Here is a 12,666-nt window from a genome sequence, read left to right on the forward strand (position 1 = left end):
TGGCTACTGTTATATTTTTATCGCCAATATTTGTACTTTTGGGACATAAATTATGGAAGTTCCGGTTTTAAATATCACACAGTTTCAGAAATCAAAACCTTTACGCGATTTCTATATCAATGTGTTTTCTGAACACATCCTTCTCAACAAAGACCTGATTGCTAAGCCACACAAGCATGATTTTTACCTGTGCGTTTTATTTACAAAAGGCTCGGGGACCCATGAGATCGATTTTAATGCGTACCCTATTCTCCCAGGAAGTGTCTTCTTTTTAAGACCTGGTCAAACGCACTACTGGAAATTTGATTCTGCCCCTGAAGGTTACATTTTCTTTCATTCACAGGAATTTTACGAAATGAAATTTTTAGATCACAAACTCAGTACCTTCCCTTTTTACTATACCTTCCAGAATCCACCATTTTTAAAGTTGAATAACGAAGACATCGCAAATATCAAAAAAAAACTTGCGGAGGTCTTTTCCGAATATAAACAGCATACCTCCTTTAGGGATCTTAAAATTGTGAGCCTGATCACTGAAATATACATTGATTTCACCCGTGAATATGCAGCTTCCGTAGCGATACAGAATAGATTTTCATCGCGTTACCTCAATATTCTGGAAAATTTTGAACATCTCATCGATCAAAACTTCCGCAGGGAAAAATTCCCCAAGTTTTATGCAGAACAGCTTCATATAACTACAAAACACCTTAATAGGGTATTAAGGGAAACCATTGACAAGACCACTTCGGAAATGATTTCTGAAAGGATCATCCTCGAGGCAAAGCGCCTCATCGTAAATTCTGATGACAGTTTCTCTGTGATTTCAGATACTCTGGAGTTTACAGATTATTCGTACTTCTCCAAAATCTTCAAATCAAAAACAGGGATGACCCCCTTGCAATTCAGAAAACAATATATCAATCATTAGTGCCGCTTTTTCTGTACTATTCTATCTATTTTTGAGAATGTGCCAATACATTTAAACATTATAAATCTGATTGTACCAGTATAGGGTGAATACCAATATTAAACATCTAATGCGTCTATAAATGTATTGTTTTGCTTAAAAATCGGTTAAAAAGGTCAATAAACAGGTGCTTTGGGAGCTTATTTGTTCTGATGCTGTATCCTTCTCCTTTGTGCATATTTGCTTATCTTCGCGTTCCTTTAATATGACAACTTATGAAGCAGATCGCACTTAATGATACCCATGTGGCCCTTGGCGCAAAAATGGTTCCCTTTGCAGGATATAACATGCCTGTTCAATATGAGGGCGTTACCGTAGAACATGACACGGTGCGCAAAGCACTGGGTGTTTTTGACGTTTCCCATATGGGCGAATTTTTGGCCATTGGTGAAGGTGCGCAGGACCTCTTACAACTGGTCTGCAGCAATGATATATCAAAAATTAAGGTAGGTCAGGCACAATATAACTGCTTGCCCAATGCAGATGGTGGGATCGTAGATGATCTTATCGTATACCGCATTCGCGAAAACGAATATCTACTCGTGGTCAATGCTTCAAATATTGAAAAGGACTGGGAATGGATCAAAAAGCACAATAGCTTCAACGTAGATCTCAAGAACATTTCTGATGACTATTCGTTACTTGCCATACAAGGCCCCAAAGCTGTTGAGGCGATGCAGTCGCTTACCAGCACAGATCTTTCCGCTATAAAATTCTATCATTTTGAAGTTGCCCCTTTTGCAGGGATAGAACATGTCATTATTAGCGCAACGGGGTATACCGGTAGCGGTGGATTCGAAATTTATTGCAAGAATTCAGAAGCACAGCAACTTTGGGACAAAGTGATGGAAGCCGGCGCCAGCGCTGGCATAAAACCCATAGGTCTTGCCGCTCGCGATACGCTGCGTTTGGAAATGGGATATTGTCTTTACGGAAACGATATTGATGAAACCACTTCGCCCATTGAGGCCAATCTGGGCTGGATCACAAAATTTACCAAGGATTTTGTAAATAGTGACCAACTTAAAGAACAAAAGGAAAAAGGTACAGACCGTAAACTGGTGGGTTTTGAACTTGATGACCGCGGTATACCGCGACAAGGTTATGACATTGTAGATTCCGAAGGAAATTCCATAGGGATCGTTACTTCTGGGACACAGGCGCCTACCGTGGGTAAAGGTATTGGTATGGGTTATGTGCCCAGTGCATTAGCTGCCCCGGGAAGTAAAATATTCATTCAGGTACGCAAGAATGCACTGCCTGCCACCGTTGTTAAACTACCTTTCTATAAAGGATAAATAAACACGTACTATTAACAATTCGCATAAAATATTGATTCTGGGTGCCAGTGGTTTTCTGGGTGGAGCATTGAACAAAGAATTGCGCCGTTACTATGATACCTACGGCACCTACCACACGGGTAGAATTCACTCTGACAACCAGCATTTTATTCACTTTGATGTGGTGCAGGACAGCATTTACGAAGTGCTCAACCAGGTGCGCCCCACTTTAGTGATCTCAACGTTGCGGGGGGACTTTGAAGGCCAGCTGGAAGCGCACGAGGATCTGGTAGATTATGCCCGGCGCACGGGAATTAAGTTGATCTATGTTTCTTCATCCAATGTGTTTGATGCTTTTACGAACTACCCTTCGTACGAGTTCGATAAGACTTTTTCTGAAAGTAAATTCGGGAAATTTCAGATCGCGTGTGAAAATCTATTCCTGAAGAACCTTCCCGAAGAACAATACAGCATTGTGCGGCTCCCTATGGTTTTTGGGCTAAATACGCCCCGCATTCGGGAGATTCGCAACCGCATTCTGGAAGGTCAGGAAGTGGAGGTTTTCCCGCATTTGATCATCAATACCACAACCGATAAAAAATTTTCCCAGCAGGTGCATTTTATCATCAACCGGAATCTTTTTGGTATTTTTCATCTGGGAAGTAAAGATTTGATCCACCACCAGGAATTTGTAAATGAAATTATAGAACGGCTGGATTTAAAGGTAAAACCGCATTTTAAACTGGTTTACACGTCTAATTTTGACCGGTATCTGGCAGTTTTACCGCGGGACAATCCGCTTCCGAAGCATTTAAGCATCACTAACGAAGAAGTTGTACAGGTTTCTCAGGTATATTAATATTCTTGTAAACTGTATTTTGTAGACTGTAAGTCAATCGAATTTTTAAATTAAAGAGTTCCTCCCATTCCAAAGGGGAGGTGCCGCAGGCGGAGGGGTTCCTGTCTTTAAATTGGAATTAAAAAAAGCTCTACATTTAAGGACTGTTGAAATCAGATACATTGAAATTTAAAAAACCGCTCCTCTATCTATTCCTTTTTATCCTTCAGCTATTGGGCTTGCGTTTGCTTCGCGGGAATCCAGCATTTGTTGAGCGTTATTATTCCACCGGGATCTATCCCTATATTTCAAAAGCTTCCCGATTTATTTTGGGATGGATTCCATTTTCCGTTGGTGATCTGCTTTATGCGGTGCTGATTTTTTGGTTGCTCTATTCCCTTTACAAATTAATTAGAAAACGCTTTAAAAATGGGTTGAAATTCCTGACGGAAGCACTACTTGCGCTCAATATCATTTACTTTGGTTTTCACCTGCTCTGGGGTTTTAATTACTACCGGCTACCGTTGCACCGGGCGTTGCAGATGGGAAATGATTATACCACCGAAGAACTTGGTGTACTAACCCAAAACCTGATCGCACGTTCCAACGAACTCCATAAACAATTACAGCCAGACGATTCTGCCGCAGTGATTTTCCCATTTACGATTGAGGAAATTTTTGATAAAACGCCTCAGGGCTATACCCAAATTGAAAAAAGCTTCCCTAAGTTGGATTATCCGCCTAAAAGCATAAAAAATTCGCTTTTCAGGTATCCGCTTTCGGTTATGGGTTTTGGCGGGTATCTCAATCCCATTACAAACGAAGCACAGGTAAACGGACTTATTCCCGGCCACCGCTGGCCGCTTGTGAGCTGCCATGAACAAGGGCACCAACTCGGTTTTGCTAAGGAAAACGAAGCCAATTTTATAGGGGTACTTGCCAGCACAAACAATACAGATCCTTACTTTAAATATTCAGGCTATATTTTTGCGCTAAGGTATTGCCTCAATGAATATTACCTACGCGACCCAGAAGCTTCCGAAGCGCTTAAACCTACCATAAGACCTGGAATTCTTGCCAACTATAAGGAATCTTATGATTTCTGGGCAGGGTTTGAAAATCCCTTAGAACCCTTGATAGCGATTGTTTATGGGAAGTATCTTGTAGCAAATAATCAACCAGGGGGCATGCAAAGTTATAATTATGTAGTGGCCCTACTTGTTAATTATTATAAAGATAAAAAAAGGCTTCCTTAGTGTTAAAAATGGCATTTTGAGTGATTAATTTTAATGCAACTTCTACCTTTAAAAGCTATAATTAATTCAACTTTTATGTTAAAAAAACTATTCCTTTCGGGGAGTTTTCTCTTTTGTGGCTTTATGCTGCAAGCCCAGGATTACTTTCCTAAAAATGACGGCGTAAGTACAGACAACAACAATTACACTGTATTTAGGAACGCCACCCTGCACCTCAACCCTTCGGAAACCGTTGAAAACGGTATGCTCATTGTTCAAAAAGGCAAGATTACCGCCGCTGGAAAATCAGTTTCCATACCAGAACATGCCGTAGTTATTGATGCTACGGGCAAGCATATTTACCCTTCTTTTATAGAAACTTATTCCGGTTTTGGTATCGAAAAGCCAAAAAGCGAAAGCAATGGCCGCAGTCCACAATACGAAGCAACCCGCGAAGGGTATTACTGGAATGATCACATTAGATCTGAAACCAATGCCATTGACGATTTTAAATACGATAACAAAGCCGCAGAGGCGATGCTTAAAGCGGGTTTTGGCACCGTGCAAACCCATAAAGAAGACGGTATCGCACGAGGTACCGGCTTGTTGGTGGCACTCAATGAGCAGGGAACTGCGGCAGATCGTTTGCTCAATGTAGGTTCTGCCCAGTTTTTTTCCTTTGAAAAAAGCAATTTATCAGACCAGTCTTACCCCGGTTCTATCATGGGTGCAACGGCGCTGATAAGACAGGTTTTTGAAGATGCAAATTGGTATAAAGAGGGCAACGTCCCTACCCGTGACCTATCCCTTGAAGCCTTGAACGCCAATATGGGTATACCGCAAATTTTTAAGGGAGACGGTTTGTATGATGACCTGCGCATCGCCAGTCTTGCGAAAGAAATTGAAGTGCCCTTCATTATCGTGGGTGGCGGGGACGAATATTTACGTATCGACGAGCTTAAAGAAACCGGAGCGCAATATATCCTGCCTATCAACTTTCCCGAAGCCTATGACGTTGAAGACCCATATCAGGCCAGTTATGTTTCCCTAAGTCAAATGCTGGAATGGAACCAGGCCCCTACCAATCCCGCAAAATTACAGGAAGCAGGACTTACATTTGCATTGACCACTAATGGGTTAAAATCTCCTGACAAGTTCATGGAAATGCTTCAGAAAGCTATGAAATATGGCCTTACCGAACAACAAGCATTGGCTTCACTGACTACTGTTCCTGCAAAATTGTTAGGTCAGGACGATAAAATTGGTAGTTTAAAAAAAGGTGTCTGGGCCAACTTTTTAGTCACTTCAGGACCTATTTTTGATAAGGAAACCGTACTTTATGAAAATTGGGTACAGGGAAATAAAAATATCATCAAAGATGCCAGTACGAAAGATATAGATGGCAGCTATGCACTAACCATAGGTGATCAAAAATACACCCTTGAGCTTTCAAAATCCACCGAAAAACCAAGCGTAACCGTTAAACAGGGAGACACTAAATTAGGCTCTAAAATTACCTATTCAGACGGCTGGCTCAATGTGACTTTTACCACTCCAGATACAGCAGAGAAAAAATACATAAGGCTAATTGCCCAGACAGATCAGGAGCCGTTAAGCGGAAAAGCAATTTTAGCAGACGGAACAGAAACCCGGTTTACTGCCACACCTACCGGTACCACTGTTGCTTCATCATCTGACACGGAGGAAGATAAAGAGGAAGAAAAGGAAGAAATGGATACGCCGAAAGTAATGCCCCTCACCTATCCTGATGTTGCGTACGGTTTTGAGACTCAACCCAAAGCGGAAACCCTTCTTTTTCAAAACGCCACTGTGTGGACAGGAGAAGATGAGGAAGCCCTGGAAAATACAGATGTACTTATCAAAAATGGAAAAATAAGTGCTATTGGCAAAGGCCTTTCTGCCGGTAATGCACGGGTCATTGATGCCACTGGCAAATACCTTACCGCCGGTATCGTAGATGAGCATTCCCATATCGCCGCTTTTGACATTAACGAATCTGGGCAAAATTCTTCAGCAGAAGTGCGCATGAAAGATGCAGTCAATCCAGATGACATTGATATTTACCGTGACCTTGCCGGTGGGGTAACCACCATTCAGCTATTGCACGGTTCGGCGAATCCCATAGGCGGGCAATCTGCCGTTATGAAGCTTAAATGGGGCGCTTCCATAGATGAAATGGTGCTAGATGATATTAAATTTATAAAGTTTGCCCTGGGTGAAAACGTAAAACAATCCAACTGGGGAAGTTTCAGCCGTTTTCCACAGACGCGTATGGGCGTGCAGCAGTTGTATATGGATTACTTTCAGCGTGCCAGGGAATATGAAGCCAAAAAGAAAAGTGGCAAACCGTACCGGAAGGATTACGAGATGGAAACCCTGGTGGATATTCTTAACGGAGAGCGTTTCATCAGCTCGCACAGTTACATTCAAAGCGAGATCAACATGCTGATGAAAGTAGCCGAAGATTTTGGTTTTCGAATCAACACCTTTACCCATATTCTTGAAGGCTACAAAGTGGCTGATAAAATGAAGGAACATGGCGTTGCCGGTTCTACATTTAGTGACTGGTGGGCCTATAAATATGAGGTGAACGATGCGATCCCTTACAATGCCGCAATTATGTGGAGCCAGGGCGTACTTACGGGAATCAACAGCGACGATGCAGAAATGTCCCGCAGATTGAACCAGGAAGCGGCAAAAACCATGAAATATGGTGGTGTTCCTGAAATGGAAGCCTGGAAGTTCGTCACCCTTAACCCTGCAAAAATGCTTCATATTGACGATCGCGTGGGCAGTATTAAAAAAGGTAAGGATGCAGATGTCGTCCTTTGGTCCACAAACCCGATGTCTGTAAGTGCCGTAGCGGAAAAAACACTCATAGAAGGCGTTGTTTACTTTGATATAGAACGCGACAAAAAGCTCAAAGAAGAAGTCATGCAAAAGAAGAACGAACTCACCAGCATGATGATCGCGGCAAAGAACAAAGGTCTTAAAACACAACCCGCGAAAAAAGAAGAAAAGCAGCGCATGGACTGTGAAACCCTAGAAACTATCAATTGATATGAAAAATATTAGAATTATACTAATTGCTTTCCTTATTGCCATCAACGCTTCGGCACAGCAAACACCCGCACCGCAGCATAAAGGCGAGATTACCCTTAAAGGAGGTACCGCGCATATAGGCAATGGAAAAGTGATCGAGAACAGCATCATTTTTATTGAGGATGGAAAGATAACCGGAGTTTATGATGCAAAGAGCACTACGATGGAGCCTAAAGGCGAGGTCATAGATGTTACCGGAAAGCATATATATCCCGGCTTTATTGCAGCAGATACCACTTTAGGACTGGTAGAGATCAGCGCCGTTCGCGCTACCGAAGATCAGGACGAAATAGGAGAATTCAATCCTCATATTGAAGCTATTATCGCCTATAATGCGGAGTCCAAAGTGGTGGAAAGCATGCGGCCCAATGGTGTGCTTATTGCTCAGACCGTTCCGCAGGGCGGGACCATAAGTGGTACATCATCTGTAGTGCAACTTGACGCGTGGAATTGGGAAGATGCCGTAGTGGAACGCGGCGACGGAGTTCACCTCAACTGGCCCAGTAGTTTTAAGCGTGGCCGCTGGTGGTTGGGCGAAGAACCTGGTTATAGCCCCAATAAAAGCTATACGGAAGATATAACGGAAATCAAAGATTTTATTAAACAATCCAGTGCCTACAGCGGTGGTGAGAATGACGTCACCAACCTGACATATGGTGCCATGAAATCCATTTTAGATGGAGACAACAACCTGTATATCCATGTAGACGGGGAGAAGGAAATACTGGATGTCCTCCGTTTCAAAACGGAAATGAATCTGGATCATGTAGTCCTGGTAGGTGCTTACCGCGGTTATAAAATTGCAGATGAAATAGCTAAGGCTAACGTTCCTGTAATTCTTGCCCGCGTGCACAGCTTGCCCGGTGCGGAAGATGATGATTATGACGTTTCTTTTAAAATGGCAAAAACACTTAGCGATGCCGGTGTACTGGTAGCCCTGGGAAATAGCGGTGAATACTGGCAATCCAGAAATATACCTTTCTACGCAGGTCAGATAACCGCGTACGGTATGTCTTTTGAGGATGCCCTTAGCCTGATTACCTTGAATACAGCAAAGATTATGGGGATTGATGCTACCTTAGGTTCCCTGGAAGAAGGCAAAGATGCAACCCTGTTTGTTAGCACGGGAAATGCGCTGGAAATGAAAGGCAATAATGTGGAAAAAGCCATGATCAAAGGCAGAAACATAAGCTTGGAATCACACCAGACAGAACTTTGGAAACGTTATATGGAAAAATATAGCAGGTAACACTTCTGGAAAATCTCTTAAAAAGTCGGTGTAGGAACTATTTATAGGCCTTACACCGACTTTTTTGATTTTGCAGACCTTTTAAACAAATAGAATATATGGTTTTCAACCAGAAAACGCTGAAATGAAAACATATAGATTTAATAATAAAATCAGATATAAGTGTTCCCTTTTGAGGGTTAGGGGGAATAATATAATTCCGTAATTTTGTTGCCATGCACATTCAAGATACCATTACTGCACTGGCCACCGCCTCTGGCGCAGGAGCGATTGCCATCATACGTGTTTCCGGAGAACGCGCTCTGGAAATTGTGGATTCTATTTTCAGCACTAAAAGTGGTAAATCTTTAATTAAACAAGATTCGCACACGCTACATTTGGGCAACATTCATGATGAGAACCGAATTATTGATGAAGCGCTGGTTTCGCTTTTTAAAGGAACCCGATCCTACACTGGCGAACCTACCGTAGAAATTTCCTGTCATGGGAGTCCATACATTCAACAGGAGATTTTGCAATTGTTACTTCGGAAGGGCTGCCGGGCAGCAAAAGCCGGTGAATTTACACTACGTGCATTTATCAACGGAAAAATGGATCTGAGTCAGGCAGAAGCGGTCGCGGATCTTATTGCCAGTGACAATGCCGGTGCCCATCAAATTGCGATGCAACAAATGCGTGGTGGTTTTAGTGCAGAAATAGCCAGTTTAAGGCAGGAATTGCTTGATTTTGCTTCCCTCATCGAACTTGAGCTCGACTTTGCCGAAGAAGATGTAGAATTTGCGAATAGGGAGGAATTCCAGCTTTTGATCTCTAAAATCAGCCGTGTCTTAAAACGCCTTATCGATTCGTTTGCTACCGGTAACGTAATCAAAAACGGCATTCCTGTATCCATTGTGGGCGAACCCAATGTGGGCAAATCCACATTACTCAACGCATTGCTCAACGAAGAGCGTGCCATTGTAAGCGATATTGCGGGGACGACACGCGATTCCATTGAAGATGAGCTATCCATAGGAGGAATTGGTTTTCGCTTTATAGATACCGCTGGTATACGGGAAACCACAGACGTTATTGAAGGACTGGGAATAAAGAAAACCTTTGAAAAAATAAGTCAGGCGCAAGTGGTACTTTACCTGATCAATTCCCCCTCAGCCTTCGGTAGCTCTCCTAAAGGGAAAGCATTTGCTGAACTACGCCTGGAAGTTGAAAAGATTAAAAACCGTTTTCCCGATAAACCTTTAGTACTTGTTGCCAATAAAATCGATAACCTGAGCGAAACCGAACGGCATACGATCAACAACCAACTTTCTGAATTGATACCTGAAAAATCAAAGTCGAGGGTGTCACTTATTTCTGCTAAGACCGGAACAGGTGTTGATGCGCTCAAAGAACAATTGCTTCAATTTGTAAATACGGGCGCATTACGCAATAATGAAACACTCGTAACTAATTCCCGACACTACGATGCACTTCTGAAAGCCTTGGAAGAAATCGAAAAAGTGCAGGAAGGTATTAATATGGGACTTTCCGGCGACTTAATGGCCATTGATATCAGGGAGGCTTTATATCATTTTGGGGAAATTACCGGGCAGGTGACTAATGATGAATTGCTGGGTAATATTTTTGCTAATTTTTGTATCGGGAAGTAATAAAACATTCAGCACCTACAAATAGTAAATACCTTAAAATTTCCTGTACTTCGAGAGCAACACATAAAAGCAGCCATAAGCAATAAATCCCAAAGCGGTAAGTGCCATAAAAATTCGGCCTAAAAGTGATTGATCCATAACCTGGAAAGCATCTTTTATTCCCTTTATCTCATGATTTCCGGTATAGATCCCTGCCCGCAGAAAGAAGAACGCAATAATAACCACAATAAATGCGCGAGAATAAAAACCAAATTTCCCCAGGAATCGAATAAATTTTGAGCCCTTTTGATGTTCAAAGTGAAATTGATCTAACAGCGGACCTTTAAAAACGCCTATGACCAAAATGATGCCCTGTATCGCAAGAATAACCCCAACGGCTATGAATAGGTAGGAAATGGTTTTAAAATCAAAAAAAACCAGATAACTTGAGCTTTTACCGCCGCTACTTACAAAAGTAAATAAATGGTAAAAAGATAATAGTGCAACAAAAACGTAGACTAATCCGGTAGTAAATAGCCCAAATCGCTGTGCTTTAGCCTTTTTGTCATCCCCTATATCTTCAGGATCTTTAAACGCCTGATAAAACATCCAGTACGAGTAACAAAGCAACCCCAATCCTACTAAAGCCAGGAGTACGTTTCCAAAGATTTGCTTTTCTAAAAACTTTAAGGCTTGATTTGTACCAGAACTTTCTCCTCCCAGGTTTAAAGCTGACAAGAGGGAAAGTATACCGATAATTATATAAATCAAGCCCTTGGCTATGAAACCAATAATTGCAATAAACTGAAATTTTTTCTTCAAAATAAGATGTTGTGTTGGGCAGGTCAAAGATACATGGATTGCATCGGTTATTTGTAAATACTGCTCTAGTTCTTTTCTCAGGAGCTTTTGATAAAAATAGCAGTGCAGATTCTTTTTGAGAGATTAATGAAATACGGTGCAGGTTAGAATAAGATTTTTAAAGAAATACATTAATCTTTACGACCAACTGATTTAAACTTACTTGAATTATAAATAAAAAACCATGTCAATTGCATGACATGGTTCTCATAAAATTCTATCAAAATAACTAAATCTTTTAAGCTACTCCACTAATTAAGGAGTAAGTACTACCTTGACACAATTGTCCTCTTTATTTCTAAATTTTTTGTAAGCCTCTGGTGCATCATCTAACTTCATTCTATGAGTTATGATAAAGGACGGATCTATTTTTCCTTCTTCCACCTTCTTTAGAAGGGGTTCTAAATAATGTTGCATATGCGTCTGTCCCATTTTTAGATTTAGGGATTTGTTCATGGCAATACCTAGTGGCAAGCCATCAACTTTTCCTACATAAACACCAGGAATTGAAACATTTCCAGCTTTTTTACAGCTTTTGAATATTTGAGCTAAAGCATCTGGTTGCGCTTTTGATAGGTTTTTGTTGAAACCTTCCGTTCCATGTGCCTCTGCGCCCACGCAATCAATACAGCAATCCGGACCTTTACCATTCGTCATTTCCATAAGAAGCTGATAGACCTGGTCTGCATCTACAGTTCTAATAAGTTCCACATTACTGCTCCTTTCGGCCATATCCAGTCGCTCTTTTACAACGTCTATTGCAATAACACGTTCTGCACCTAGCATCCATGCACTCTGTATGGCAAACTGACCTACAGGACCACATCCCCATATTGCTACGGTATCGCCCCTTTTTATATTGGCATTTTCCGCACCCATATATCCTGTTGGAAAAATATCGGAAAGAAATAAAACCTTATCATCGCTCAAAGATTCAGGAACTTTAATAGGGCCCACATCCGCGTAAGGGACTCTTACATATTCCGCCTGCCCACCTGCAAAACCACCTAGCATATGCGAAAATCCAAACAGTCCCGATATGGAGTGACCCAAATTTTCTTTACATAACTCATCATTGGGATTTGAATTGTCACACAAAGAGAACAGATCATCATTACAATAATCGCAATTTCCACATGCAATTGTAAAAGGGATCACCACCCGATCCCCTTTTTTAAACTTCTTTACCTCAGAACCTAATTCAACAACCTCACCCATAAATTCATGACCTAAAACATCCCCTTCATGCATAGTGGGCATAAGACCTCCATAAATGTGAAGATCAGAGCCACAAATTGCGGTAGAGGTCACTTTAATAATAATATCCGTTGGTTCTTGGATTTTAGGATCAGGGACAGTATTAACCTGTACCTTCTCCTTACCTTCATAACATAGTGCTTTCATAGTTGGATTTTTTATTTAGTTTCAGTCAAGTTAGTATTATAATATATCATTAATAACAATTAAATATTTTTTAACTTG

General features: G+C 41.4%; 9 protein-coding genes. 7 read left to right on the forward strand and 2 right to left on the reverse strand.

Annotation, left to right across the window (positions count from 1 at the left end; translation table 11 throughout):
- Nucleotides 1-52: 52 nt before the first annotated feature.
- The 7 genes from P162_RS02240 (at nt 53) to mnmE (ending at nt 10,344) form a co-directional block, all read left to right on the forward strand.
- A complete protein-coding gene (locus P162_RS02240) occupies nt 53-931 on the forward strand; it encodes an AraC family transcriptional regulator (protein ID WP_031425565.1) in 879 nt (292 codons plus the stop codon).
- Nucleotides 932-1,185: 254 nt separating this feature from the next.
- Entirely contained in the window at nt 1,186-2,268 is a 1,083-nt protein-coding gene (gcvT, locus tag P162_RS02245) for a glycine cleavage system aminomethyltransferase GcvT (RefSeq protein ID WP_031425566.1), read from the forward strand.
- A gap of 34 nt (nt 2,269-2,302) precedes the next feature.
- Nucleotides 2,303-3,109 (forward strand): sugar nucleotide-binding protein, encoded by an 807-nt coding sequence (locus tag P162_RS02250; protein ID WP_031425567.1) that lies wholly within the window; start codon nt 2,303-2,305, stop codon nt 3,107-3,109.
- Nucleotides 3,110-3,270: 161 nt separating this feature from the next.
- Nucleotides 3,271-4,344 carry a DUF3810 domain-containing protein gene (locus tag P162_RS02255; protein ID WP_031425568.1) on the forward strand — a complete coding sequence of 358 codons (1,074 nt, stop codon included), beginning with the start codon at nt 3,271-3,273 and terminating at the stop codon, nt 4,342-4,344.
- Nucleotides 4,345-4,419: 75 nt separating this feature from the next.
- Entirely contained in the window at nt 4,420-7,404 is a 2,985-nt protein-coding gene (locus P162_RS02260; protein WP_031425569.1) for an amidohydrolase family protein, read from the forward strand.
- A gap of 1 nt (nt 7,405) precedes the next feature.
- Nucleotides 7,406-8,695 (forward strand): amidohydrolase family protein, encoded by a 1,290-nt coding sequence (locus P162_RS02265; RefSeq protein ID WP_031425570.1) that lies wholly within the window; start codon nt 7,406-7,408, stop codon nt 8,693-8,695.
- A gap of 215 nt (nt 8,696-8,910) precedes the next feature.
- Nucleotides 8,911-10,344 (forward strand): tRNA uridine-5-carboxymethylaminomethyl(34) synthesis GTPase MnmE, encoded by a 1,434-nt coding sequence (gene mnmE / locus P162_RS02270; protein ID WP_031425571.1) that lies wholly within the window; start codon nt 8,911-8,913, stop codon nt 10,342-10,344.
- Nucleotides 10,345-10,377: 33 nt separating this feature from the next.
- Here mnmE and P162_RS02275 read toward each other — a convergent pair whose 3' ends face one another.
- Nucleotides 10,378-11,145: a DUF1206 domain-containing protein gene (locus P162_RS02275; RefSeq protein ID WP_051907742.1), complete on the reverse strand. Its 768-nt coding sequence runs from the start codon at nt 11,143-11,145 to the stop codon at nt 10,378-10,380.
- A gap of 294 nt (nt 11,146-11,439) precedes the next feature.
- Nucleotides 11,440-12,588, reverse strand: a complete 1,149-nt coding sequence (locus tag P162_RS02280) for a zinc-dependent alcohol dehydrogenase (protein WP_031425573.1) — start codon at nt 12,586-12,588, stop codon at nt 11,440-11,442.
- Nucleotides 12,589-12,666 lie beyond the last annotated feature (78 nt).

This window comes from Flavimarina sp. Hel_I_48 (genome assembly GCF_000733945.1).
Classification (GTDB): domain Bacteria; phylum Bacteroidota; class Bacteroidia; order Flavobacteriales; family Flavobacteriaceae; genus Leeuwenhoekiella.

Coding starts and splice junctions, on each gene's coding strand:
- P162_RS02265 (WP_031425570.1), top strand. CDS start 7,406: ATGAAAAATATTAGAATTATACTAATTGCTTTCCTTATTGCCATCAAC.
- gcvT (WP_031425566.1), top strand. CDS start 1,186: ATGAAGCAGATCGCACTTAATGATACCCATGTGGCCCTTGGCGCAAAA.
- mnmE (WP_031425571.1), top strand. CDS start 8,911: ATGCACATTCAAGATACCATTACTGCACTGGCCACCGCCTCTGGCGCA.
- P162_RS02280 (WP_031425573.1), bottom strand. CDS start 12,588: ATGAAAGCACTATGTTATGAAGGTAAGGAGAAGGTACAGGTTAATACT.
- P162_RS02260 (WP_031425569.1), top strand. CDS start 4,420: ATGTTAAAAAAACTATTCCTTTCGGGGAGTTTTCTCTTTTGTGGCTTT.
- P162_RS02240 (WP_031425565.1), top strand. CDS start 53: ATGGAAGTTCCGGTTTTAAATATCACACAGTTTCAGAAATCAAAACCT.